The organism is Vibrio sp. 10N.261.51.F12, assembly GCF_041471725.1.
Lineage (GTDB): Bacteria > Pseudomonadota > Gammaproteobacteria > Enterobacterales > Vibrionaceae > Vibrio.
Genome location: NZ_JBFROV010000016.1, coordinates 273121 through 299475, shown reverse-complemented (window position 1 = coordinate 299475; position 26355 = coordinate 273121). Strand labels below are relative to the sequence as shown.

26 protein-coding genes and 1 tRNA gene are annotated in these 26355 nt (G+C 46.4%); 2 read left to right on the top strand and 25 right to left on the bottom strand.

Annotated elements, in window-relative coordinates:
* Positions 1 to 112: 112 nt before the first annotated feature.
* The 5 genes from AB4405_RS11625 to AB4405_RS11605 all read right to left on the bottom strand — a co-directional run bounded on the left by AB4405_RS11625 (position 113) and on the right by AB4405_RS11605 (position 4269).
* Positions 113 to 544: a hypothetical protein gene (locus AB4405_RS11625; RefSeq protein WP_372060880.1), complete on the bottom strand. Its 432-nt coding sequence runs from the start codon at positions 542 to 544 to the stop codon at positions 113 to 115.
* Complete coding sequence (locus AB4405_RS11620; RefSeq protein ID WP_372060879.1) at positions 541 to 786, bottom strand: hypothetical protein; 246 nt, start codon at positions 784 to 786, stop codon at positions 541 to 543. Before AB4405_RS11620 ends, AB4405_RS11625 begins: the two co-directional genes overlap by 4 nt.
* Positions 787 to 951: 165 nt before the next feature.
* Positions 952 to 1039, bottom strand: a tRNA-Ser gene (locus tag AB4405_RS11615).
* A gap of 139 nt (positions 1040 to 1178) precedes the next feature.
* Positions 1179 to 1628 (bottom strand): L-alanine exporter AlaE, encoded by a 450-nt coding sequence (locus AB4405_RS11610; RefSeq protein WP_102471436.1) that lies wholly within the window; start codon positions 1626 to 1628, stop codon positions 1179 to 1181.
* 424 nt (positions 1629 to 2052) lie between these two features.
* Positions 2053 to 4269 carry an ATP-binding protein gene (locus tag AB4405_RS11605; RefSeq protein ID WP_372060878.1) on the bottom strand — a complete coding sequence of 739 codons (2217 nt, stop codon included), beginning with the start codon at positions 4267 to 4269 and terminating at the stop codon, positions 2053 to 2055.
* Between the two features lie 196 nt (positions 4270 to 4465).
* On the opposite strand from AB4405_RS11605, the gene AB4405_RS11600 reads away from it, so the two are divergent.
* Positions 4466 to 5035 (top strand): UPF0149 family protein, encoded by a 570-nt coding sequence (locus tag AB4405_RS11600; RefSeq protein ID WP_372060877.1) that lies wholly within the window; start codon positions 4466 to 4468, stop codon positions 5033 to 5035.
* A 228-nt stretch (positions 5036 to 5263) separates the two neighbouring features.
* Here AB4405_RS11600 and AB4405_RS11595 read toward each other — a convergent pair whose 3' ends face one another.
* From AB4405_RS11595 to aspS, 20 genes are all read right to left on the bottom strand, one after another.
* Positions 5264 to 6568: a BamA/TamA family outer membrane protein gene (locus AB4405_RS11595; protein WP_372060876.1), complete on the bottom strand. Its 1305-nt coding sequence runs from the start codon at positions 6566 to 6568 to the stop codon at positions 5264 to 5266.
* A 204-nt stretch (positions 6569 to 6772) separates the two neighbouring features.
* Positions 6773 to 7807 carry a potassium channel family protein gene (locus AB4405_RS11590; RefSeq protein ID WP_372060875.1) on the bottom strand — a complete coding sequence of 345 codons (1035 nt, stop codon included), beginning with the start codon at positions 7805 to 7807 and terminating at the stop codon, positions 6773 to 6775.
* 102 nt (positions 7808 to 7909) lie between these two features.
* A complete protein-coding gene (gene nadA, locus AB4405_RS11585; RefSeq protein ID WP_372060874.1) occupies positions 7910 to 8971 on the bottom strand; it encodes a quinolinate synthase NadA in 1062 nt (353 codons plus the stop codon).
* Between the two features lie 245 nt (positions 8972 to 9216).
* Positions 9217 to 10005: a tol-pal system protein YbgF gene (gene ybgF, locus AB4405_RS11580; protein ID WP_372060873.1), complete on the bottom strand. Its 789-nt coding sequence runs from the start codon at positions 10003 to 10005 to the stop codon at positions 9217 to 9219.
* A 31-nt stretch (positions 10006 to 10036) separates the two neighbouring features.
* Positions 10037 to 10558, bottom strand: a complete 522-nt coding sequence (gene pal, locus AB4405_RS11575) for a peptidoglycan-associated lipoprotein Pal (RefSeq protein WP_102471429.1) — start codon at positions 10556 to 10558, stop codon at positions 10037 to 10039.
* A 29-nt stretch (positions 10559 to 10587) separates the two neighbouring features.
* On the bottom strand, positions 10588 to 11922 hold the full coding sequence (gene tolB, locus AB4405_RS11570) for a Tol-Pal system beta propeller repeat protein TolB (RefSeq protein WP_372060978.1): 1335 nt from the start codon (positions 11920 to 11922) through the stop codon (positions 10588 to 10590).
* Between the two features lie 31 nt (positions 11923 to 11953).
* A complete protein-coding gene (gene tolA, locus AB4405_RS11565; RefSeq protein ID WP_372060872.1) occupies positions 11954 to 12979 on the bottom strand; it encodes a cell envelope integrity protein TolA in 1026 nt (341 codons plus the stop codon).
* A gap of 13 nt (positions 12980 to 12992) precedes the next feature.
* Positions 12993 to 13436: a protein TolR gene (gene tolR, locus AB4405_RS11560; RefSeq protein WP_372060871.1), complete on the bottom strand. Its 444-nt coding sequence runs from the start codon at positions 13434 to 13436 to the stop codon at positions 12993 to 12995.
* A complete protein-coding gene (gene tolQ / locus AB4405_RS11555) occupies positions 13436 to 14122 on the bottom strand; it encodes a protein TolQ (RefSeq protein WP_102471425.1) in 687 nt (228 codons plus the stop codon). Before tolQ ends, tolR begins: the two co-directional genes overlap by 1 nt.
* Entirely contained in the window at positions 14112 to 14534 is a 423-nt protein-coding gene (ybgC, locus tag AB4405_RS11550) for a tol-pal system-associated acyl-CoA thioesterase (RefSeq protein ID WP_372060976.1), read from the bottom strand. The genes tolQ and ybgC overlap by 11 nt, the downstream gene beginning before the upstream one ends.
* Positions 14535 to 14768: 234 nt before the next feature.
* The gene (gene ybgE / locus AB4405_RS11545) at positions 14769 to 15071 is read right to left on the bottom strand and encodes a cyd operon protein YbgE (protein WP_372060870.1); all 303 of its coding nucleotides are present in this window, start codon (positions 15069 to 15071) and stop codon (positions 14769 to 14771) included.
* Complete coding sequence (gene cydX / locus AB4405_RS11540; protein WP_000270284.1) at positions 15064 to 15171, bottom strand: cytochrome bd-I oxidase subunit CydX; 108 nt, start codon at positions 15169 to 15171, stop codon at positions 15064 to 15066. Before cydX ends, ybgE begins: the two co-directional genes overlap by 8 nt.
* Positions 15172 to 15183: 12 nt before the next feature.
* Positions 15184 to 16320, bottom strand: coding sequence for a cytochrome d ubiquinol oxidase subunit II (gene cydB, locus AB4405_RS11535; protein WP_372060869.1), 1137 nt, complete (start codon positions 16318 to 16320; stop codon positions 15184 to 15186).
* Between the two features lie 15 nt (positions 16321 to 16335).
* Positions 16336 to 17922, bottom strand: coding sequence for a cytochrome ubiquinol oxidase subunit I (cydA, locus tag AB4405_RS11530; RefSeq protein WP_102471421.1), 1587 nt, complete (start codon positions 17920 to 17922; stop codon positions 16336 to 16338).
* 560 nt (positions 17923 to 18482) lie between these two features.
* Complete coding sequence (gene ruvB / locus AB4405_RS11525; RefSeq protein ID WP_102471420.1) at positions 18483 to 19487, bottom strand: Holliday junction branch migration DNA helicase RuvB; 1005 nt, start codon at positions 19485 to 19487, stop codon at positions 18483 to 18485.
* 30 nt (positions 19488 to 19517) lie between these two features.
* Complete coding sequence (gene ruvA, locus AB4405_RS11520; protein ID WP_102471419.1) at positions 19518 to 20129, bottom strand: Holliday junction branch migration protein RuvA; 612 nt, start codon at positions 20127 to 20129, stop codon at positions 19518 to 19520.
* Between the two features lie 105 nt (positions 20130 to 20234).
* Positions 20235 to 21677, bottom strand: coding sequence for a methyl-accepting chemotaxis protein (locus tag AB4405_RS11515; protein ID WP_372060868.1), 1443 nt, complete (start codon positions 21675 to 21677; stop codon positions 20235 to 20237).
* 307 nt (positions 21678 to 21984) lie between these two features.
* Complete coding sequence (ruvC, locus tag AB4405_RS11510) at positions 21985 to 22506, bottom strand: crossover junction endodeoxyribonuclease RuvC (RefSeq protein ID WP_102471418.1); 522 nt, start codon at positions 22504 to 22506, stop codon at positions 21985 to 21987.
* Between the two features lie 2 nt (positions 22507 to 22508).
* Complete coding sequence (locus AB4405_RS11505) at positions 22509 to 23252, bottom strand: YebC/PmpR family DNA-binding transcriptional regulator (RefSeq protein ID WP_102471417.1); 744 nt, start codon at positions 23250 to 23252, stop codon at positions 22509 to 22511.
* Between the two features lie 210 nt (positions 23253 to 23462).
* Positions 23463 to 25238, bottom strand: a complete 1776-nt coding sequence (aspS, locus tag AB4405_RS11500; protein ID WP_102471416.1) for an aspartate--tRNA ligase — start codon at positions 25236 to 25238, stop codon at positions 23463 to 23465.
* Between the two features lie 220 nt (positions 25239 to 25458).
* On the opposite strand from aspS, the gene AB4405_RS11495 reads away from it, so the two are divergent.
* Positions 25459 to 26325: a DUF72 domain-containing protein gene (locus tag AB4405_RS11495; protein ID WP_372060867.1), complete on the top strand. Its 867-nt coding sequence runs from the start codon at positions 25459 to 25461 to the stop codon at positions 26323 to 26325.
* Positions 26326 to 26355: the final 30 nt, after the last annotated feature.

Genomic DNA, 26355 nt, shown 5'->3' with positions numbered 1-26355 from the left:
AAAACTCTTAGATAACAAGCATCTACATTCGCATATAAAACCACACCAATCCAACCCATTTAGTGATATAGACCACACAACTCAATACTTATCTCATACCATCACAAGAGCACTACCGAAGCCACTCCTTAAACTCCCCAACATTCATAAAAGTACTCACACTCTGCCCATTCATACTAAGCAGTACCAACCTATTAGCGGTGTTGACCTCTAGGAAATAACTCAAGTCATCAACCATGGTGCCGTATACCGCGAAGCGAAATTGAAAATGCTCTGGAAACACCTTTTTTACTGAGTACGCAAAGTCGTCGGGTTCATGTTGGGTCACTACATCGATGCATGCCTCAAACAGGGCTTGCCGAGGGCAATCGAGCGGTGGCGTCGGATACTGGGTTTGGATGGCCGCAGAAGAGGTTTGCGTTAATGACTCGTTTAGGGCACTTTCCAGCATTACGATGCGCTTATTTTGCCGGTGTGCGAGGTAGCCAAATAGCATACATAGGATCGCGATGGTGCCTAAGAGTAATGTTTCTAGCTCACTCATATTGGCGCAATCTCACTAAACCACTCATCGACACTCCAATTGTTGGTGTTTTGGCTGGTTCGTATAGTTACGCTCTGCCCTAATAGGTTTTGTGCTTTTTCATACACAACATCGGCAGTGTCTTTATAGCGTTTCACGCTCATTTTACGCACGTTCCCTGCACTATTTTCAATAAACACCATGGTGTCTGTTTTCTCTACTCGAGTTAACACACCAAATGCATTCCACTTAAAATTATTCACAGGCTACCTCTTAATACTTCACTAAACCTAACTGCGGGGGATTTAACTATACCGGCCGCGATAGCGCAAATGATGAGATGCTACAGATGGTTACTGGATGTAAATAAACAGAATTTTCTTACAGGCATAAAAAAAGACGCCCAAAGGCGTCTCTTTTTAAGAATGTGGCGGTGAGTGAGAGATTCGAACTCTCGGTACGTTGCCGTACACACACTTTCCAGGCGTGCTCCTTCAGCCACTCGGACAACTCACCGTTTTGTTGTCAGCCTTGCGTGCTGACGAGGCGCTAATTTAATGATTATCCGTGTATTGGTCAACCCTAAACTTGGAAAAAAGCGCTCTTTTTTAATTGTTTGCTTACTTTATGATTAATTCGATCAAATGTTCGTCGATTAGATGCTTTGATGGTAACCGGGAACTCGGAACCAGCGACGGCAAGAATCTAAGAAGTAGCCATAAAGTACACCCATCCCACACGATACAACGGCATTGCTCGACACGGCGGTGATGATTTGGTCCGTCGACGCGCCAACCGTGAGCAAGATAGCGGCATACACGGGTGATTGAAAGGCAACGTAGGCAATAAGGTCGGCGACCGCTTTCATAAAGCCTGAACCAGACACTTTTGCACCTTGCTTTAATGCCCAATCACGAAAAAGTCCGTAAGGCATGGCAATAGCAATGTTAACTGGAATAGACAGTAGACGTGAGGCAAGTGACTGCTCAAATGTCATACCGGACACCAGCACTTCGATCAACATGCCAGAAACAAAACAAAATACTACCATCGCGAACGTATCTGCTGCTGCGTTGCGAATGCAAAAAGGGGCTTTAGGTTTCACCGCTCAATTCCTACAGAATAAAAAACTAATGTAATAGACAAATATCAAACCAATAAACCAGATCAAACTAACCATCCAGTTATGTGCGCTATTAAATCACCATATTAGTAGTTTTACATACCGTATTTTTACCTAGCAGGTAAATTAATCACCATTTTTCAGTACTAAGTTAGAGATAATCACTAGATTCCGTAATATTCCTACATTACTTGCAAATACCGCCCGCATTCAGTGAGTTATCGACTTGAATAAGTAATTTAATGACGAGGTAGGGATAGCTGGTTCAGTCCAAGCCTGAGGGATGAGACGGAGGCGATAGCGGAGCGTACGAGTGAATGAAAAGACGCGCTGCCTACCTTCCGAACAAAGGTAGACAAGATGGATACATTAATGGATGAAAGTTGTTGTTTTGGGCAACAACATATTAGGCGTTGCTCGACGCTTTAACGGGCAATGCACCTTGGAACTGAAACAGCTTCTTGGCATGCTGGTACAAGGCGTCATCAAGGACGAGCTCATCAATCGGCTTAGCGATGATAACGTCTGCCCCTGCCCCTAACATGCGCTCTCGAGTCTCTTTAAACACGTCTGCGGTACAACCGAATATCAGCGTGTCTTTTTCGCTACTATCCATGGCTCGAATACCAGCGATAGCGTCAACGCCGTCCATGACTGGCATGTGATTATCCATGAGCACGAGGTCATATCGCTGCTCGGTAATGGCCGAAAGGGCCAATTCACCATTAACGACGCTGAACGTGCTAAACCCTTTCCTGCGCATGAAAGCCTCAATAATGATGGTATTCGTGCGGTTGTCTTCCACGATAAGGACCTTCAATCCACTGTAATCCATTTTGCGTTCAACGTGGATAGCATCACTTTGAGGTTCGCAACAGTCAAGTTGTAAAGAGATATCAAACCAAGAGCCCTGCCCTTCTTCGCTCTTGAGTACAATGTCACCATCCATACCCAGCACAATCTCGCGAACAATGGCGAGTCCCAGACCAGTGCCTCCAAATCGGCGTGTCGTACTGGATTCAGCTTGCTCAAAGGGTTTGAATATCCGTTGTTGTGCTTGAGGAGAGATACCAATGCCAGTATCCACTACCGTGATCTTCAAGATGTTTTTATTTTGCTGCGGTTCTTGCTGCAATTGTTCAGAAAAATAGACGTCGACCTTCCCTTCAGGGGTGAACTTGATGGCGTTGTTGAGCAAGTTAAACAAGACTTGGCGCAGGCGAGCCTTGTCACCCTCATACCAGCGAGAATCGTCTACATCGGAATGGACATTAAAGGTCAGCCCTTTCTCGTTACACAGCGTATGGTAGACGCTGTGTATACTACCGATGATGGAGCTCAGCGGGAAAGGAATACGTTCTAGCTCTAGATGGCCTTGCTCAATCTTCGAATAATCTAGGATTTCGTTAAGCAGCACCATCATATGGTCGCCAGAGTCGTAGAGTGTTTTTAGATGCTTGCGCTGCTCTATCGATAACTCTGATTTGAGCAATAGCTGCGCGGTGCCTAACACGCCATTCATTGGCGTACGAATCTCATGGGAAAGCGTGGCAAGAAAGGCGGTTTTCGCTTGTGTCGACGCTTGGGCCTTAATCCGTTCCTGTTCTAGGTACACCGTCTTTTGGTTAAACGAATCAATAAGGTAACGAATCTCATCGGGGCTTTCGTAGCGCATATCAATATTGCCGCCCTGACGAGAAGCATCGGCTTTCTTTGCGATGATAGTGATCGGCTTGATCAAATACTGATTGATCAAGTAATACCCAAACATCACACACGCAAGCAAGACCGGCAGAATGCCTAATTCAACACTCATGACGATATCAAAAACCTGATCGGCAACGAGGTGACGAGCATTGACGACTTCTAGATGCCAATCAAAGTCACCGAAGGTACGCTTGCTGGTGTAGATGTCTCGACTGACACGAAAGTTGTATTCGGTGATGACTTGTTTGTTGGCGTCTCTGACGACAATGCCTAAGTCACGTTCTTGCGCCTTACGTTTTACAAAGCGAATGAGGTTATCTAAGGACAAGTCAACGGTTGCAACACCAGCAAACTTATCATCGATGTAATAAGGCGATGAAGCGGTGATCATTTGTACGTGGGTATAAGGGTCGATATACACTTCGGACCAAGCAATTGTATTGGCCGGTTGTCCTATGACCGATGTGTACCACGGCTCAACATTGTAGCCGTCGGCCTCTGGGTTATTCCACAGGTTTATTTTATCCACCTCCCCTTGTGCGGTTCGGTTGTAAAATAGGCTCGATAGCCTCACATGGTCGTCAATAGAGTAGGGTTCTGGCCACAATCCGCCACTCACCACAATGCCTTCATTTAGCTTAAAGATTTGACGTAACGCGACATCGAGTGAATGTGTGTCTTCAATTGCTTGCCCAATACCGACAATACTTTTCAGTACGCCAGCTGAGCTATGTAAAGGCGCTGAAATCTCGGACGCTAAAAACTCATTTTTGATATCTAGGTTTTCTTCGAGCTTTTCTCTTACTGGCGATTCCACCGCCCAATAAGCAATACTGCCAAACACAGCAAGAAAGATCGCGAGGTAGATCGTCAACGCAACGATACTTTTTTTCTTTAAAGACTTTCGAATCAACATAGCGTGAGAAGCAATCCTTTCTTCTATTAATATCTAGAGAGTATCAGGTATCTAGAGGGTATCAGGCATCTAGAGGGAATCCGGTATCTAATAGGCATCGAGCGATTTATTAATAGATAGTTCGACGAAGCGATAGATCTACTCAGCGATAGCTTGATACTATTGGCTATCATTTGCGTCTTAACGGTAAATCATTTTGGAATTAAAAGACATACTTTCCCTTCCTGAACTTGACGGAAAACTCTTGAACGAAGCGCAAACTCAAGGTTTTATTACTTCAATGGCTTCAGCTCCTCATACGCTACCACCAGAAGAGTGGTTACCTTTCCTATGGGGAGGCAACGAGGTGGCACCGTTTACGTCCGGTGAACAGCTTGAGACTTATGCTCACGCGGTCATCGAGCTATGGAATCAATACCGTCCGGCACTTTTAGACGGTGAATGGCAGTGGCCTGAAGCATGTCAGCTCGATGAAGAAGAGATCGTGACGCAACAGACCAAAGATTTCTGCGAAGGCGTTCTCCAAGGCTGGCAGCTCGCTCGTGACGATTGGGAAGTGCTGATGCCAGAAGACAGTGAAGATAATGCGCTGCTTGGGGGTGTTTTGCTGTCTCTGAGTATGTTGTTTGACCCTGAAACGTCGATTGCGACACTTCAGGCGCAAGGAATCGAAGGGTTAGAGCAGTTCGAAGAGATATACAACGCTATGCCTGTCATGCTTTGTGGCATTACACAAAAAGGCGCGATGTTGGCTGAGCAGCAATAGAGGCCTAACGGCGCTTGACTCGCTTTCACAGCTTTAATATCTTTAATCGCTTGCCTAAGCATTGAAAAGTCATCGTCGCGACGACAAAAAAGCCTCGGCAATTCACCGAGGCTTTTTTACAGCCGTTGTCACCTAATCAGTCTTTGGTTTACCTTCGGTTTAACCACTAAAAAACTCTGAGCGTACTCAGCACGACCGGTACGTTCCACCGACCTTTCGCGGATAGCGTTAAAAGGCTTCGGTAAAGTTAAAGTAAAACGCCGAACCGTGTTTTCCCATACCTAAGTCGAGTCGTATGTTCATTCTAGGCTGCAGTTCGTATCGGTAACCCATCCCGTAAGACAAAATGGCATGGCCTGATAAATCCTCAACGGCCTCACCCACCGCACCAACACCCGTCCACACTGTCATGCCGTGCGCGGAGAGCGCGCCATTATCACGACGGAAGGTATGACGATACTCTGCCGTCACCTCAGCCGTGGTTCGGTCGCGATATTGCCCTTGATAGTAGCCTCGCATCGAGTTAGCGCCGCCCAACTCTGGCATATCATAATAGGGAACGTCCCCAAACGCCTGTTGATACTGGCTGAGAACCGCAATCACTCGCCCCTCTTCAATACTGTAGTAATGACGAAAGTCGACGTTCAGCTTTTGGTACTCAGCTTGGCTGCCTAACGCTTCGCTAAATGCTAATGCCTCAGCTCGAAATAGTGAGCCACTCCACGCATTCACCACGACATCGCGGCTATCGTATTGCAGTGTCGCGCCCAAGCCCCAAGTAAATGGCTTGTCTTTAAATTCATTGTAATTACTGTCTAGAATGGCGGAATCTGGATCCGTTGTCGGCTTAAAATAGTTCACTCGGATTGACGGACCAACAAACCAATTGTCGACCATTCTGAAGATCAACGCGCCATCGTAGTTATTAACCGTGGCTTTATATTGAGTGGTTTCTCCAAACTCAAAATCTTGCGCGTCATCGTAGCCCACACCCCAATAGTGTTTGCCTTGAGATCCGGCTTCCCATGCACCACGAAACTGAATATCGTTATTGTTCCAAAACAAATTGTGATTGGCTCGTAGCCCATAACCCGTTTCAGAGTCCACGTAGTTCCCGATAAGGAACATTGATAAGCCGGAACGTTGCAAATCTTCTTGGTCACGATCGGTTTTAAAGGAATACAGTCCACCCGCCGCCAGAACAAGCCCTTGCTCTGGCGTATAAGCTGGGCCGCCAAGAAAGCTAAACATCGGCATACCATTAATTTCTTGGTAGTTCCGTTTGCCATACTTTAGGTCGGTAATGGTGTCTGCGTAGCGATCGCTATCGGGTTCTTTTTTTAAACGATTGACCGCCGTGTCATAAGATTGAACCACTTCTTGAGCTTTATTCACATCCGACTCAAACTCGATGGCGTCTTTATCCACCTCAAGTTGTGCATAAGACGGGATCACGAGTGCATCACCAGCAGCCTGAGCAGACAAGGCAGTCGTGAGCAAAGATAAACAAAACGTAAGTGAAAGTGCGCGCATAACCTAAAGCATTCCTAGACTCAATGAATGAACGTTCATTCATTAGAAAAACGCGCGCATAATAAACAGAATATCTTATTGTATCAAGCTATATTTTAAGCCTAAATATTACTTGCCGCTATCGGTCCGGAACCAACACCAATGCAGGCGTCGCGGTCGGTGGTTAAATGAGCATCTAAGCAAGCTTCTAAGCAAGTACTAGGGCTACTGGATGGTATGCCAAGAAAAGCTATCAATACGCTCATCGGCAATATAAAACAGCTTACAACCCGCTTGAATCGGCTGTTCTAAATCCGGATTCAATGTAATGCCTGTACCTGAATCAATCGCAATGAGCGTGGCTTGATAGTCTTTTTTCATCCAGTGGAATAAGGTATCAACCGTTGTCTCCGTGGCATCATTCGGATAACGGGTTGAATATTGCGTCATACCTCGCGTAGAGCTTAATAGCTCTTGGTGCAAAGCACTTGATCCAGGATCAACAGCCGCTTTAGCAAGCATCTCAGCCCCCACGGCTGGGATACATTCCGAGTTAGGACAGTGTTGGCTCAATAACTCACTCAGTGCTTCATCTTTGAAATAGACCAGCAGATGAGCGGTCGGATTTCGGTTCGCGCAATACAATGCGGCAGATAAGGTGATGTCATCTTCTGGGTTATCAATCAAGATACAGCTGGCTTGTTCGATGTTCGTTTTTTCCATTTCCCTTCCGTCGGTGTAGCTGTTCACTTTGACGAAATCAATTTCTCCAGGTAATGGGTTTTCAATATCAGAACGGCTGCATAATACGATTGGCCGACGCCCAGTTTCTTCATGTTGCAGCATTCGAATTAAATGCATGGTTCTTTGGCCATTCCAGCCTAATATCAAAATGTGTTGGTCCACTTTTACTGTCCTTCTGCCTAACTGTCCTGAACGCCAATAATCTAACCCTAACGCCGCCAACCTTCCGAGGAGTGCGGCAAAAAGGCTCAAGCCTCCCGGTATAACAAAGAGTACCGTCACCCACCGTCCAGCCTCGGTCGTCGGTGACAGATCGCCATAACCAACCGTGGATGCCGTGACAATCATAAAATAGATAAACTGAGAAAAAGGAACGGTAAGATCCGCTTCTCCACTGCCCCAAAGCAGTATCCAAGATAAGGCAACATAAAGCCCAAGTATGAGCGCAAGGCTTTTTAACCTGAGCTCGAACAAGTGAGAATGAAACCACTTTCTTAGCTGTAACCAAATGACCACAACATTCCTTTCTATTCGTGGGTATTGCTATTAAGCATATATGAAAAAACCAGCCAAAAGGCTGGTTTTTAATAAAATTAACGATTCTATGTGATTAGCGCGCTAAGCGTTGCCTTTCACTTGAATCTGCAGCTGCTCAGCAAAATCTAGCATGCGGTTTAACGGTATCAGTGACTTCACTCGAACGGCTTCGTCAACGAAGACTTCATGTTCTTTTCCGCCATCAACCAAGGCGCTCTCGATCGCTTTCAAACCATTCATCGCCATCCAAGGACAGTGCGCGCAGCTACGACAGGTCGCGCCAGCGCCAGCAGTCGGCGCTTCGATAAGTTCTTTCTCTGGGACCAACTGCTGCATCTTAAAGAAGATGCCTTTGTCGGTGGCCACAATAAGCTGCTTATTCGGCAGTGCTTTGGCGGATTTAATCAACTGACTCGTCGAGCCCACACAATCCGCTAACTCAACCACACTGGCTGGCGATTCTGGGTGAACAAGAATTGCCGCTTCAGGGTACACCGACTTCATGTCTTTCAGTGCTTTTGCAGAAAACTCGTCGTGGACGATACATTCACCCTGCCAAAGCAGCATATCTGCACCCGTTTGATTCGCGATATACGAGCCAAGGTGACGATCTGGACCCCAGATGATCGGCTTGTCTTCCGCATCTAGATGCTCAACGATCTCGAGTGCGATACTCGAGGTCACCACCCAATCGGCGCGCGCTTTAACTGCCGCTGACGTGTTGGCGTAAACCACTACCGTATGGTCAGGGTGAGCGTCACAAAATTCTGAAAACTTGTCTTCAGGACAGCCTAAGTCTAGTGAGCATTCCGCCTCAAGCGTTGGCATCAAGATACGTTTTTCAGGGGTTAGGATCTTTGCAGATTCTCCCATAAAACGCACACCAGCAATAATAAGGGTTGATGCAGAGTGACGGTTACCAAACTTGGCCATCTCAAGCGAATCACCAACAAAACCACCGGTTTCTTCGGCTAATGCTTGAATTTCAGGATCGGTATAATAGTGGGCAATAAGCACAGCGTCTTTTTCTATCAACAATGCTTTGATTGCTGATATGTGCTGCTGCTTTTCCTGGTCCGTTAATAGAACGGGCTTAGGAGGGAATGGGTATATTGTATCAATCGAATCTAAGATGTGGCTCATAGCGGGCTCTATGCTACTTCCAAATAATCCGAGTATTGTACACGGAACTGAGCCCAAGGACAAAATTAAGGCATGCTTATCTATTGATTCGCCAATAGATGACAAACAAACCAGACGCATTCAAAGGTAGATCAAAAAAGGCAGATGAAAAAAGAGAGCTCAATCGAGCTCTCTTTTTCTGGAAGTAATGAAGTGGCAAGCGTGTGGGATAAAAAAATCTCCTCACGAACTCGCGTCACTATGCCTTACTGCAGGTTAGTCTGGGCGACTTTAGCAGAAGAGCTAGCTGGGTATTCATCCACGACTTGCTGATAATACTTTTTAGCTTCCGCCGCTTTATTACCACGTTTTGCGAGATCGCCTAGTTTTACCAGCGCATCGGCGCGCTTATTAGACTCTTTAAACGACAGTACCGCTTTGAAGCTGGCTTCTGCTTCGCTGTCTTGACGCTTAGCAAAATACAATTGGCCTAGCCAGTAATGCGTATTAGGTGCGAAGGTCGAATCAGGGTAATCGGTTTGAAACTGCTTAAATGCGGCAATCGCACCAGCGTAATCACGCTTCTTAAGGATCAAATCAACCGCGTTTTGGTAGGCGGTTTGCTCATCAACATCGGTACTAAACTTCCCTGTTGATTCTGCGGCTTTGCCCGCAGGTGCAACCACGGCGGCAGTGCTGCCTTGTGAGCGAAGTTTATCAATTTCGATAAAGAGCTCTCTCTGGCGCTGCAACATTTGATCCATGTTATAGCTGTTTCGCTCTAGCTCACCACGAAGCGTTGCGATTTCTTGTGTCATTTCATCGAGTTGCTGCTGCATCTGCGCTTGCACTCGATTACGGTTTTGAAGCAAACGCTCCAAACGTTGAATATCGGTCTCGTTGGTCGCAGCGTGTGCGGATGCAAGAGAAGCCACCGTCGCCGAAGATGATGTTGCAGTGCTCAAGTCGGTAACCGGTGCTTTCGCAGCGAGCACTGAGCTCGCTGCGCCGGCTAGTAACGTAAGCGTAACTGCGCGCTTAATGTTACTTGTCATAAAGGTTAAACCCTCAGTGGCCGTTTTTAAATTAGTATACTAGAACTGCGCGACGATTTTTTGCATATGCATCGTCAGACTGACCTAGAACTAATGGTTTCTCTTCGCCGTAGCTAACGATAGAGATTTGGTCTGCTTGAACACCCAGTGCTTGGATGTACTTAGCAACAGCTTGTGCACGACGCTCGCCTAGTGCGATGTTGTACTCAGGCGTGCCACGTTCGTCGGCATGACCTTCGATAGTCACTTTAAGCGCTGCATCTTTGCTTAGGTACATCGCGTGAGCCGCAAGCATGTCTTCGTAGTCACCAGCAATCGTTGAGTTATCAAACGCAAAGTAGATAGTTTGATTTTCACGAAGTGCTTTCTCTTTCATTTCTTGCTCAGAAAGCTGTGCACTTTGGTCAATAGGCGTTACAACGGTTGTTTCTTGTTGTTGATTTGTTGTTTCTGAACCTGTTGTTGATGCGGCGTCGTCACTTGAGCTACAAGCCGTCATAGCAAGAACTGGTAGTGCGATTAGCAAACCCTTAAAAACTTTGTTTAGTTGCATTGTTTTTTCCTTAACCTAAAATTTATTTGCTATAAAAACGGTGACCATGCAGGCGCTCGAACACGCCCATTTGTTGCCGGTAGTCTAGCTTTAAATCGTCCATCAATTGAAACCATTGAAAGAACGTTAGTCTTGTTATAAATGGAGCTATATATCACCATGCCGCCATTTGGCGCGATACTTGGTGACTCATCCAGCAGTGTTTTCGTGAGGATTTGTACTGAACCCGTTTCTAAGTCTTGTTTAGCAAGATTAAAGCCCGTGTTCGAGCGATTGACCATCACGAGGTAACGACCATCGGGGGTGATCTGCCCACCAAGGTTTTGGCTACCCTGCCATGTGATTCGTTTTGTTTTACCGTCGGACAAATTTACTTCATAAATCTGAGGGTTACCACCCCTATCCGACGTAAAAATAAGGGAATTTCCACCTGGTTTCCAATACGGTTCTGTATTATTTGACCGACCGCTAGTTATTTGACGAAGTTTTCTCGTTTCTAGGTTGAGCGTATATACATGCAGTTGCCCAGTCTTTGATAACGTAATCGCCAGCGACTTGCCGTCAGGAGAGAATCTTGGCGCACCATTATGACGAGGGAATGACGTTATCTTTTCACGCTTACCGGTATAGATATTCATGATAAAGATTTCAGCTTGACCATTTTGGAAGCTCACATACGCCAACTTCTTGCCGTCTGGTGACCATGCTGGAGACATTAATGGCTGCTTTGAACGAAGCACGAGCTTTTCGTTGTAACCATCGTAATCGGCAATACGCATTTGGTACGGGTACTGGTCTTTATCGTTGACAACAACATAGGCAATACGTGTTAAAAAGGCACCACGCTCACCCGTCAGCTCTTCGTAGACCAAATCGGCAATACGGTGCGCATATTCACGTAAACGGTTGGCCGGAACGGTCGCTTTCTTTTTAAATAATACATGGTCATTAGACAGGACCAACTGGCCATCGTCGCTTAACGCTTTAGACTGACCACCAGTTAATTGACCACGAACGACATCAACCAGTTGATAGCTAATTTCATAGTTACCATCGGCTTTTTTGACTATGGTGCCGGTCAGCAATGAATCGACACCGATCGGTGTCCACGACTCAAAGTTGATGTCAGCCGCATCGTAAGGCGTTTGCGGCATTTTACTGGTCGCAACCGGACTAAATTTACCACTACGCTGTAAATCGGATGAAATAACACCCGACACATCTTGCGGTAACTCACCCTCGCCTGCCCATTTGAATGGCACAATAGCGATAGGACGTGCGGAATCAATACCATCGGTAATGACAAGTTCTAAAGCGGCATTGGCTGTTTGCGTGGTAACGCTAAACAACAATACCATTCCCATTAATATTCGCTTAATCACGAGCTCTTCCTTATTACTCTGGAACGACGGTCAGATTGATGTTCTTAAGTTGTGCATTTACATCGGCTTCTTTCGCAAGCGGGAAGGTTCCTACTTGCGTAATCGCCCTTCTTGTTGCAGCGCATAATCGGTTGTCCCCATCGAGTACCTTTACCTCACCAGCAATAGCGCCATTACCAGCAGGAATCAACTTCAAATTAACTCGACATTGCTTTCCCCGAAAACTGTCCTCAAGCAACAGTTTTTGTTGAATAAGCTGGGTGTAAATCGCCCCCATTCTCTGCAACTCAGATGTCACATGCTGTGAGCGCGCTGATGTATTTAACTCAGATTCGCTTTCAAGCCCTGCAAAAATATCATTCATTGCGGCTTCTTGTTCTTGCCTCTCACGTTCAAGTTGCTTCAAACGTTCTTGCTCTTGACGTGCTTTCTCTGCCGCGGCTTTGGCTGCCTTTTCTTTTTCGATGCGTTGTTGCTCAGCTTTCTCTGCCGCTTCTTTTTCACGACGAGCTTTTTCTTGCGCCTCTTGTGCGGCTTTTTCTCGCTCAACACGTTCTTGCTCAGCCTTAACAATCGCGGCTTCTTTGACAAGACGTTCTTGTTCGGCCTTGCGGACTGCCGCTTCCTGAGTTTTTCTTTCTGCTTCGGCTTTGGCTGCACGTTCGTTTTCTTGCTTAGCGCGTTTTTCAGCTTCACGTGTCGCTTGTGCTTGCTTAGCTTGTTGCGCTTTCAAGGTGCGAATGCGCTCCTCTTCCGCTTTACGATTTCTTTCAAGCTGCTCACTTTCTCTGCGCAGTTTATCTAAGCGATCTTGCTCTTTCTTTGAGGCCGTTTCGCGCTGCTTGCGAATTTCTTGAGCTTGCTGCCGAACTCGCGCAGGGTCAATGACAACAGCCTGAACCATGCCCGCAGGCTCAGGTTCTTCCATTGTAAAATCCGTACCCAAAAGCAGTGCCGCAATCAAAATCACATGCGCCAATAAAGAAATGGCAATCGGCTTTCCGTAACGGGTGGCGTTGTTTTTATTATTTTTCTTCATACTGCTGCGATGACTATTCCCTGATATCGGTCAACAGGCCTACTTTAGGTATCCCTGCTTGACTCAACTCATCTAATAACAAAACCACTTCGGCGTAGGGTGTTGCGGCATCGCCGCCCACAGCCACTGGCGAATTAGGATTAATGGACAATTCTGCACGCACCCTGACGATTATGTCTTGCAGGCTTAAACCACGTTGTACGTCTTCGTTGTTGACACTAAGGCCAAAATTTCCATCACGATCCACTTCAACAATAATAAAGCTCGCGTCGGTATCGCCGGCAAGATCAGACGCAGGCTTCGCCGTTGACGTTTTTGGCAATTCCACATCCACCCCTTGAGTAACAAAAGGTGATGTCACCATAAAGATAATCAGCAGCACCAACATCACATCGATGTAGGGGACAACGTTTATCTCTGCGGTCAGTTTTCTTTTCTTACGTTGGTAACCTGCCATTACTGTTCCTTACCGGCCATCGCTTGACGGTGCAGGATTGAGTAAAACTCTTCTGAGAACGTTGCGTAGTTATGCTCTAGCTTACCTACTTTTGTGCTCAGACGGTTATAGGCCATGACGGCTGGAATAGCGGCAAACAGTCCCATCGCGGTAGCAATCAATGCTTCAGCGATACCCGGTGCCACCATTGCGAGCGTTGCTTGCTTAACTTCACCAAGGGCAATGAAGGCATGCATGATGCCCCAAACAGTACCAAATAAGCCGATATACGGGCTGATAGAACCCACGGTGGCTAAGAATGGTAGGTTTGCCTCAAGATCATCCACCTCACGAGCCACCGCAACACGCATAGAACGGCCAGTCCCTTCCATGATGTAAGCTGGCGAATCTGAATTAGATTGTCTTAATCTTAAAAATTCAGTGAAGCCGCTGTAAAAGATCTCTTCGCTTCCTGAGAGTTCATCTTTACGTTTCTTCACGTCTTGGTAGATCACCGACAAATCGGCACCCGACCAGAATCGGTCTTCAAAGACATCCGAGGCTTTGGTCGCTTGCGTTAAAACCTTACTACGCTTGATGATCATAGCCCAAGACACGACCGACATTCCCAGCAAGATCATCATGACAAGCTTTACAAGCAAACTGGCTTGTAGAAAAAGATCCAAAAACGAAATTTCAGCGTTCACGTTTTAACTCCAATAAGATTGACGAAGGTATTGCCTTCGGCTTCATTTTAACATTATCAATACATGCCACTTTAACCAGTGCCTTCGCGAATGTCACACCCTCTGCATCGACTATTTCTTGTTGAAACGTTAATGAGGCGCGTTTAAATTCTGAAACAACGGTTTTGACGGTGAGATGAGCATCTAATCGAGCACCTCGAACAAAGTCGATATCCATGTGGCGAACGACAAAACCAATATGCTCTTCTAGTAAGACATTTTGACTCACGCCGATACTACGCAGTAGCTCGGTACGTGCGCGCTCAAAAAACTTCAAATAATTGGAATGGTAGACCACGCCTCCCGCGTCGGTATCTTCGTAATACACGGTGACCGGGAATTCAAAATACGATGGTAAGTCAATCAAATTGATAATTTCCTATAAACAACAACGCCCTAATATAGCCTAAGTGGATATGATTGTTATTACTGCTGACAAGAAATTTGGGATAAAGTGCGAAAATTTACACTCAACTGATTAAGTTGTTACCAAAAGTGTCCGTTTGGTGTGGTTTATCAATAAAAACGGTATGCCAAAAAACAAAAAGCCCGAGCGAATGCTCGAGCTTTTTCCTAACTGACGGCTTTAGTCACTAACGTATGTTTTTTAACTAACGTACAGTATCGTCAAGTAACTCAATACAGTGAGCGGTATATAGGGGCTAAAGACGATCTGCCAAAGCCAGAATCTTGGTTTAAAACCAACGCCATATACCATGCTGGAACATAGGGCAAAGACAAAAACCAGCCCTAAGCCCGATGGAAAGCCACCGATTTGCTCTGCGTACGCATCCGGTCGCCACATGAATATTCCAACATGACCAAAACCGAGTACCAATGATATAACGCGTAACCACGTTTTATCGAGCCACTGGTGAAGGTTCGCAACCTGCTCGTTGAGACTACTCACTGTCCTTGTCCATCATTTCACTGTGTTCTAGCCACAATGCGTTAATGATGCCGAACGCACACGCTAGAAGAACACCTAAAATCCAAGCAAAATACCACATTCTATGTGCTCCTTAATAAAGTGAGTTTTTGTTTTCTTCGATGAACTTGTCATCAAGACGACCAAACATTTTGTAGTAGGTCCAAGCGGTGTAGCTAAGAATCACCGGTACCATGACAAACGCAACCCCAGTCATCAAGTTCAACGTCAGTTCACTTGAGGTTGAATCCCACATTGTCAAACTGTTGCTTGGATTCAGGCTGCTTGGCATCACAAACGGGAACATAGCAAACCCTGCGGTAAAGATGATACCGCCATTCGCTAGACTTGAAGCGATGAACGAAAACGCACATTTTTCAAAACGAGAAGCAATCGCCGCGAGTAATGGCATGAACACGCCTAGTGCAGGTGCAATCCAAAGCAATGGATACTTCTCGAAGTTCGCCATCCATGCACCTGCTTCACGTACTACTTCTTTATTGAGAGGATTCGACGCTGCGCCTGTATCAAGGCTACTTACAATTACGTAACCATCAATGTTTTGAATCCAGAAGCCTGCTGCAACAAAGGCACCGACAACGAGTAGACCCATAACCTGAGCGATACTGCGAGCTCGGTCATGTACCTCACCAGTGGTTTTCATCTGCAACCAAGTAGAGCCTTGCAAAATGATCATGAACAAGCTAACAAAACCACATAGCAATGCAAACGGGTTGAGCAAGCCGAAGAATGAACCGTGGTATGTCGACATCATGAATTCATTCAGCTGGAACGGTACGCCTTGTAACAGGTTTCCGAATGCCACACCAAAGATAATCGGCGGGACAATGCCACTGATTGAAATGGCGATATCCCAAGTATTACGCCATCTTGGATCTTCGATTTTAGAGCGGTAATCTAAGCCCAAAGGACGTAGCCAAAGTGCTGCCAACGTCAAGATCATGGCTAAGTAGAAACCAGAGAACGACGTTGCATAGACCAATGGCCAAGCGGCAAACAGTGCACCACCCGCGGTGATCAACCATACTTGGTTGCCATCCCAGTGCGGAGCGATGGAATTAATCATGACACGACGCTGCGTATCCGTTTTTCCTACGAATGGGACAAGTGCGCCCACACCCATATCAAAACCGTCGGTGATAGCGAAACCAGCCAGTAGTACGCCGATTAGTATCCACCAGATAAATCGTAAGACTTCGTAATCAAACATTCTATTTCTCCCTGCTTACGCTTCGACTTGTCGATTAACTTTATCTTCAGCCGAGTCGCCATTTTGTTCAAAATGATAACGGCCTGTCTTCAAGCTACTTGGTCCTTTACGTGCGAATTTCACCATGAGGTAAACTTCAGCAACAAGGAATACGGTATAGAGCGCTATGATGGCGAACAACGAGGTCCATAATTGACTCATTGTTAATGCGGACGCCGCTACGTGGGTAGGAAGGATTTCACCCACCGCCCATGGTTGACGACCGTACTCTGCGACAAACCAACCGGCTTCAATTGCAATCCAAGGTAGTGGCATACCAAATAGCGCGGCTTTTAGAAGCCATGGCTTTTGGGTGATCTTTTGACGACACGTTTGAACAAATGCCGCACCAAAGATGAATAACATGATAAAGCCACACGCTACCATCACACGGAACGACCAGAATAACGGCCAAACGGTCGGGATTGAGTCATCCGCTGCTGCTTGAATTTGGTCTTCCGTCGCATCAACCACTTGATCGGTATAACGCTTCAGTAGGAGACCATAGCCGAGGTCTTCTTTTACTTCATCAAACGCAACAAGGTTCTCGTCACTGCGGTCACCGGCGCGAAGTTTTTCAAGCAACTCATAGGCGTACATACCGGTACGAATACGGTCAACGTGTTCTTCACGTAGGTCGCGTAGGCCCGTCACTTCTGTATCAAGAGAACGCGTGGCGATGATGCCCATCACGTATGGGATCTTGACGGCAAAGTCCGTATGCATTTCGTCTTGATTTGGCAGGCCAAACAGGGTGAATGCGGCTGGAGCAGGTTCGGTGTGCCATTCAGCTTCGATTGCCGCCAGTTTCACTTTTTGAACGTCGCCTAACTCATAGCCAGACTCATCACCTAGGATGATAACAGACAGGATAGCCGCCATCCCAAAAGAAGCAGCGATAGCAAATGAACGACGAGCGAATGCTAGATCGCGGCCTTTCAAAATATAGTATGAGCTGATACCTAGAACGAACATCGCACCTGCGGTGTAACCAGATGCCACGGTGTGAACAAATTTCACCTGAGCAACCGGATTCAATACCACATCAGCGAAGCTCACCATTTCCATACGCATGGTTTCGTAGTTGAACTCAGCACCTACAGGGTGTTGCATCCAACCGTTCGCAACCAGGATCCATAAAGCAGAAAAGCTTGAACCCAGTGCAACTAGCCATGTTACGGCTAAATGCTGACGCTTACTTAGCCTATCCCAGCCAAAGAAGAAAAGACCGACAAAAGTGGACTCTAGGAAGAAGGCAACAAGGGCCTCGATGGCGAGTGGCGCACCAAAAATATCACCCACATAATGTGAATAGTACGACCAGTTGGTACCAAATTGGAACTCCATGGTCAAACCGGTGGCAACACCAAGTGCAAAGTTAATCCCGAACAGCTTACCCCAGAACTTTGTCATGTCCTTGTAGATTTGCTTATCGGTCATTACGTACAGAGACTCCATTATAGCGAGAAGAAACGCCATACCGAGTGTCAATGGAACGAACAAGAAGTGATACATCGCCGTGAGTGCAAATTGCAATCGCGACAGCTCCACTACGTCTATCATGGTAACTCCTTTTGTGTCGGCTGAACGACACGTTCTATATTAAGCGACAAGGATGACTGTTTAATTTACATTAAACTTGTTGAGACTTAGCATCATCCTTGTTGCGAATATGTACCCTAATGGTTAGTTATTTGTTAAGCTTGCGCTAATATAGCTGCGGCTAATATTACTGGTAAATTGAATCAGTTTCAAAAGGTTTATTTGCTGGCGTGCTTTGATTTACATCAATAAAGACAAAGAGTTGATTGTACGATCTTTGCTCACAATGACACAGATCAAATTTAGCGTGGATTTGTAACGAGATTGGGGAATGGGCCAGTACGGCAGTAAAGCGTAAGCAACCCTTTAGTGGTAAGGGTTATAGCCAACAACATGCTCAGATCGAATGAGTCACTGTTTACTATTCAGCAACATCAGCATGCCGCGCCATATCAACGGCATGCCGATTAGTAGGTGTAAAATTGAAAAGTAATTTTTTATTTATCGTCGATGGGCACGGTTAACATTGCGGAGCGTTTACCATAATCGCTGACGTTTATTGCCCAATCCGTTTACATTGATTACTTATCAACACCAAAATGCAAATAGGCACGGTCAGAAGCAATTCTTCCCCGCGGCGTTCTTTGCAAATAGCCTTGTTGAATCAAATACGGTTCGATCACATCCTCAATGGTGTCTTTTTCTTCACCAATGGCTGCGGCTAAGTTGTCCAAACCAACTGGGCCGCCTGAAAACTTCTCCATAATGGCCAAAAGAAGTTTACGGTCCATATAATCAAATCCTTGATGATCGACATCGAGCATATTCAAGGCTTTATCGGCAATATCAGAACAAATATGGCCATCACCTTTTACTTCGGCGTAATCACGTACGCGGCGCAATAAGCGGTTGGCAATTCGAGGCGTTCCTCGGGCACGACGCGCAATCTCTAATGCTCCCTCAGGCTCCATAGACAGGTTTAGGCAGGCTGCACTTCGCTGAACAATACGTTGTAAGTCAGCAATTTTATAATATTCGAGGCGTTGTACAATACCGAAGCGATCACGTAACGGAGACGTTAACGAGCCCGCTCTTGTGGTCGCGCCGATCAAGGTAAATGGGGGTAAATCGATCTTGATTGAACGTGCTGCTGGGCCTTCGCCAATCATGATGTCCAACTGATAATCTTCCATAGCAGGATACAAGATCTCTTCAACCATAGGGCTCAGTCGGTGTATCTCATCAATAAACAGGACATCGTTTTCTTCAAGGTTAGTGAGCAATGCCGCCAAATCTCCTGCCTTTTCCAATACAGGTCCAGACGTTGTTCGGATACTCACTTCCATTTCATTGGCAACAATATTGGCGAGCGTTGTTTTACCTAGGCCTGGAGGGCCAAAGATCAACAAATGATCAAGCGGTTCATTTCGCAACTGCGCGGCCTTAATGAAAATTTCCATTTGGTCGCTAACATGCTGTTGTCCTTCGTAGTCGGCTAATTTTTTTGGCCGAATTGCTCTATCAATCACGTCTTCGTCTTTGAAAACTGGATTTTCTGGAGCAATTAAGCGATCAGCTTCAATCATATATTCGTCTCTATAGAACCGTTATCAAGCTTAAACCATGGTACGCAATGCTTCGCGGATAAGTGCTTCGCTGCTCATTCCAGGCTTTGCTACTTGTGACACCACTTTGGATGCTTGCGCAGATTTATAGCCTAGCGCAAGCAGCGCACTCACCGCTTCATCTTCTGCGTTATTCGACGATGACATGCCATCAATTGGCGCTGCATCGGTTGCCGGAGTAAATAGGTCACCGGCCCCCCACCCTTTCAGGCGGTCTTTCATTTCAACAACAAGGCGTTCAGCGGTTTTCTTACCGACACCAGGAAGCTTCACTAATGTGGAGATGTCTTCACGCTCAACACAAGAAACAAACTGACTCGCCGACATACCGGAAAGGATACCTAGGCCCAGTTTTGGTCCGACACCGTTGGCCTTAATGACCTCTCTGAACAGCGCTCGCTCGCTCACCGAGTTAAAGCCATACAAAAGTTGCGCATCTTCTCGCACGACAAAGTGTGTATAAATAATGGCTTCTTGACCGACTTCTGGCAATTCATAGAAACAGCTCATTGGCATTTGGACTTCATAGCCAACACCCCCTACCTCAATCAATAATTCAGGGGGCTGCTTCTCGACTAGAATTCCGCGTAATCGTCCTATCACAGTGTAATTTCTCATGCTTATTGTAATAGGGCTTAGGATATAGAATAACTGGATGGGTATCCAGTTATTTAGGTGAGACCGTTCGAAGCGGCAGCTACCGCGTAATTAAGCTAATACGGTACGAAGACGCTCAGACAACTCTGTTCCCTCATTGATCTGTTGGTTCAGTTTTAGGGTAATCGATTGAATGTCTTCCGCGACCGTTTTACTGTCCGCGACAGAATGTGCGACCTCACTACTGGCTTGATCTAGCTCGCTAATTGCTTGGTTCTGTTGGCTGACAAGTTGGCTTAGGTCGCTAATCTCAGTCGAAATCACCTGAACTTGCTCAATCATCTGACTTAATTCCGTCACCGTCGTCTGAATCGTTTGCTGGCCAGAGGTAATCTCTCTTTGACTATCCCCAATGAGTGCACGGATCTCTTCAACCGAGTTACTGGTTTTGGATGACAACTCTCGTACCTGCTCTGCCACCACAGCAAAACCTCGGCCGTGCTCACCAGCGCGTGCCGCTTCAATGGCAGCGTTAAGTGCGAGTAAATTGGTTTGGTCAGCCACGGTCGTGATCAACGCCATCACCGAGACCACTTTTTGGTTACTTTGGTCTATGTTAGCGATCGCTTGGGTTGACGCGCTTAGCATGTCACTGCTGCTTTCTGCCTGGGATTTTATGGCTTCCGTTTGCTGCGTCACTTGTGACATGAAGGCCACCGAATCTTGAGTAAACGCGGAAAGCTGCTCTAGCTGTTGACTCATTTCTTCCGCAGCGCTCGCTTGAGAGGCGCTATTTAACCCTAAGGATTGCACATTGTCGGTGAGTTGCGACGACTGCGTATTCACATGGTGGATGACCTCATCCAGCTCTTCCACACTCTCATTCACCACCACAAATGTCGCATCGAGTTTCGATTGCCCCTCCGCCGATTTCTGCGCTTCACGCTCACTTTGCTGTAACGATTTTTCTGCGCGGGTAATGGCGCTCTCTTTTTGTTTTGAGGTAAAGCTTTGCGCAAAGCAGATCACCAACAGCGGCAATATCATCCCAGACCATATCTCGATAGTCTGCTTACTTGCGGACAACTCAATCTGGGGATAAGCATAACCCGTCGTGTGAAGATACGTCATCGCACAGGCGACGAGCACGATAGTCAGGCTCCAGGTTAACGCCATCACGCGTGATGCAGACAGGTAAAAAGCCACAATAAGTAACGGCGCCCAAAATGATTGAGTGGAATCAACAATACCGCCACTTTGGTAAATGATATTCAGTGCATGCGTGGTCATGCCAAGAAAGCCAACATTTAGCGCTAGGGTAATACCGCGTGTCCAGCGTAACAGTGCAACAGAGATACACTCCAACACGATTAGAATGAGAGACGTCATGAACAAAGCCGCATGACCATTGCCATGCCACTTAATTGCGCTATATAAACCCACAATAAAAGCCACAACAGCAAAAACAGCCGTAATCTCAGCCCTTCTTAATACCGTATGGGACAAGCGAGAAGCATCAAATATAAAGGTGTGCCAGATGACATTGTTTTTCATTATAATTGGTCCGTTGACATGACTCATCGGACCAATTATAGATATTAACAATAATTTAACAACGCATTCACTCGAGTTTGCTACAAAAGTGTGGGGCGCTTATCGTTAAAAATATCATCGGCAACAAGGGCGACGCTTTCTAGAGGGCTAACCACCAGCTTAGCTAGATAAGCCACTATGTATAACATCATGTATAACATCTGAGAAGGCGCCGAATCAGGGGAATACGGGGGATCAAGCAATAAATAGTTGGTTAGGACAACATATAATCAGATAGATCAATAAGTAATTGATAGGGCAATACGCCCTATCGATAGCGTCCACGCTTAGCACCAGTGGCTTTACCCGCCAATGCAATAAGCGTTTTATTGGTGTTCGCATGGCAAATCGCGACACCCAGCGCATCCGCTGCGTCCGCTTGTGGTTTTGCCGCAAGCTTTAGCATACTCATCACCATATGTTGCACTTGCGCTTTATCTGCCCCACCCGTACCTGTCACGGCTTGTTTGATTAAACGCGCCGCGTATTCATGGACCGGAAGGTCGTGATTAACCGCCGCAACAATAGCACTGCCACGAGCTTGCCCAAGTTTAAGTGCTGAGTCGGCGTTTTTAGACATAAACACCTGCTCAATGGCAAAAACATCAGGTTGGAACTGAGTGATAATTTCACTCACACCTGCGTAGATCTGTTTGAGGCGTCCAGGCAGCTCTTTTTCAGACATACGAATACAGCCACTGCCAAGGTAGTACAAATGCCTGCCTTGCTGACGGATGACACCGTAACCTGTAATTCGAGATCCGGGATCAATACCAAGAATAATCGACATGGTTATAACGCAGCCGCGACATCGTCAGAGATGTCACCATTGTGATAGACCTCTTGGACATCATCTAAGTCTTCTAACGCATCGATAAGGCGCAAGAGTTTCGGGGCGGATTCTATATCCAGATCCGCTTTCGTTGACGGTACCAACGTTACTTCAGCGTTCGCTGCTTCTAACCCCGCTGAATCGAGTGCATCTTTTACCTGACCAAATTCAGCAGGTGCCGTATAGACATCAATGGCCCCATCATCCCCTGTTTCAATATCATCGGCACCGCTTTCAAGCGCGACTTCCATGACATCATCTTCATTTAGGCCCGGGGCGTAGGAGATCACACCTTTCTTTTCAAATAGATAGCTGACGCTGCCGTCCGTTCCCAGGTTACCACCTGACTTTGAAAAGGCGTGGCGCACACCTGAAACGGTTCGGTTTCGGTTGTCGGTCATGCATTCAACCATGACTGCGGTACCCGCGGGTCCATAGCCCTCATAGATCACGGTTTCCATATTGTCATCGCCTTCGCCACCCGCTCCACGACTGACGGCACGATTCACTGTGTCTCGCGTCATGTTGTTGGATAATGCCTTATCAATTGCCGCTCTTAAACGCGGGTTGTTCTCAGGCTCTGCGCCGCCTTCTTTTGCTGCAACCACAATTTCACGAATCAGCTTGGTGAAAATCTTGCCACGCTTTGAGTCTTGCGCCGCTTTACGATGACGTATGTTCGCCCATTTACTATGACCAGCCATAAGGAATCCTTTGAATTCTATTTAATTGGATAAGATTGAGAAGGTGATTGTCATTACTATACCTAAATTAGGTATAAAAAATCCCGCCGGAGCGGGATTATTTGTTTGATTTCATTGTATCTATATATTCATAGCCTTACAGGCGCTTGGATCGATATATGCGCGTATGGTTAATCTGTACACCAGAAATCATCGGTACAAGAAAACGTCTTATGCGTCTTTTTCTTTGGCAACTTTCACCGCAATCGCAAGCTCATCAAGTGAAGCAGGGTTTGCAAGGCTAGGCGCATCTGTCAGTAGACATGCTGCTGCCGTCGTTTTAGGGAACGCAATAACGTCACGGATATTGTCAGTTCCACACAGTAGCATCACCAAACGGTCAAGGCCGAACGCAAGACCAGCATGAGGTGGTGTACCGTACTTCAATGCATCCAGTAGGAAGCCAAACTTCTCGCGTTGCTCAGTTTCTTCAATACCTAAGATGCCAAATACCGCAGACTGCATTTCTGCATTATGAATACGTACAGAACCGCCCCCCACTTCGTAGCCGTTAATAACCATATCGTACGCATTTGAAATAGCGGCCGCAGGGTTTGCTTTAAGCGTTTCTGCATCCATGCCTAAAGGTGATGTGAACGGGTGGTGCATCGCGTGCAAGTTACCTTCACCATCTTCTTCAAACATTGGGAAATCGATAACCCAAAGTGGTTTCCATGCTGATGTATCTGTTAGCTCTAGGTCTTTACCCAGTTTTAGACGCAACGCGCCAAGTGCTTCAGAGACGACATTCTGAGTATCGGCACCAAACAAGATAATATCGCCAGATTCTGCTTGAGTGCGCTCAAGAATACCGTTGATCACTTCTTCGTTTAGGAACTTAGCCACTGGAGACTGAACACCATCAATGCCAGCGGCACGATCGTTGACTTTCATCCATGCCAAGCCTTTCGCTCCGTAGATACCAACAAACTCACCGTAGCCATCAATTTGCTTACGAGTCAGCTTCGCGCCACCAGGAACACGAATAACCGCTACGCGGCCTTTTTCGTTGTTCGCAGGGCCAGAGAACACTTTGAATTCGACATCTTTAACAAGGTCAGCAATATCAACAAGCTCTAATGGGTTACGTAGATCAGGCTTATCAGAACCAAAACGACGAATCGCTTCAGAGAACGGCATGATAGGGAAATCACCTAGATCGACTGTCAGCAATTCCTGCCACATGTCACGAACCATTTTCTCTGTCGTTGCACGCACTTGCTCTGCTGACATGAATGAGGTTTCGATATCGATTTGAGTAAATTCAGGCTGACGGTCAGCACGCAAATCTTCATCACGGAAACATTTAACGATCTGGTAGTAACGGTCAAAACCAGACATCATCAGAAGCTGCTTAAATAGCTGCGGTGATTGCGGCAATGCGTAGAATGACCCTTTGTGTACGCGGCTTGGCACCAAGTAATCACGCGCACCTTCTGGCGTTGCTTTCGTCAGTACTGGTGTCTCAATGTCGAGGAAGCCATTGTCATCTAGGAAACGACGAACAAAGCTTGACGCTTTAGCGCGCAATTTAATGCGGTCGCTCATCTCTGGACGACGAAGATCGATATAACGATACTTCAGGCGCTGCTCTTCTGAGTTAGTTTGGTTGAAATCAAGAGGCAGTACATCTGAACGGTTAATGATTTCTAGGCCTGATGCCAGAATTTCCACTTCACCCGTTGCCATGTCTTTGTTCACTTGGCTTTCTGGACGAACGCGAACTTCACCCGTCAGCTTAATGCAGAATTCGTTACGAAGTTGGCTTGCCACTTCGAACACATCCGCCATATCTGGATCGACAACTACCTGAACGATACCTTCGCGATCTCGCATATCAATAAAGATAAGACCGCCTAAATCACGGCGACGATTAACCCAGCCGCACAAATCTACAGTTTGTCCTGCAAGGGACTTGTTCAGGTGACCACAGTAATGGCTACGCATAGTGAATTTCCCAATTTCCAATTATTAAAAGAATCAAATTGCCCGTGAACTGCTTATTGAATAACCACAATTACCACGCACAAAATTAAAGGTTCATTTATACTCGGAAAATCGTCTAAAATCGACCTAAATTGACAGTTTTGTTGTGTTTAATTACCGTCAGACTTCGTCTATTTGACCAAATGGACAAAATATCAACAATCCAGCAGCGGACGCCAGAATGAACGAACTGAGTTTACGATTAGGTCTAACCATGTGGTCCCACAGTGACTGGCTTCATTCCTTATATGGCTCTGGCACTAAGCCAAATGAACGCCTAGAGCGCTATGCCTCGGTGTTCCATACCGTGGAAGGGAATACGACGTTTTACGCCACACCCAGCGCCAACACGGTGAATAATTGGCATGCTGCCACGCCTAACAACTTTCGTTTTACTTTCAAGCTTCCGAAAGCCATTACTCACGATCAGCAACTTAAACACTGTAAAGCGCCACTTAAAGCATTCTTAGATACCATGCAACCGCTACAAGAAAAACTGGGTATGTTGACGATTCAGTTACCACGTAGCTTCGGTCCCGATGCATTTTCTGCATTGCAGACCTTTCGACAACAACTCCCTTTCGACATGCCGTTGGGCGTAGAGGTTCGTCACCCTGCTTTTTTCGATAAAAGCAACCATGAGAAACGCTTGAATCAATGGCTTGTTGAACAAGAGATAGATCGAATCATTATGGACAGTCGGCCTGTTTTTTCTGCCAAACCAGATACGCCGGCGGTCATCGACGCCCACAGCAACAAGCCTAAGGTACCCGTACACGCCATTGCGACGGCTCAGCGTCCAATGATTCGATTCATCGGTCACCCTGATCTTGCGGAAAACGATGCTTTCTTTAAACCTTGGCTATCCAAACTGCCTCAATGGATAGCAGAAGGAAAACAGCCGTATTTAATGATCCACACCCCCGATAATCAGTTCGCACCAGAGCTGGCTAAGCGACTTTATTCGCAGCTCAACGATCATGTCGAACTGGCGCGCCTTGCACCATTTCCGCCAAAGAAAAATGAACAACAAATATCGATGTTTTAGGCGTATTCACTTGAGTCATATCCACACGTA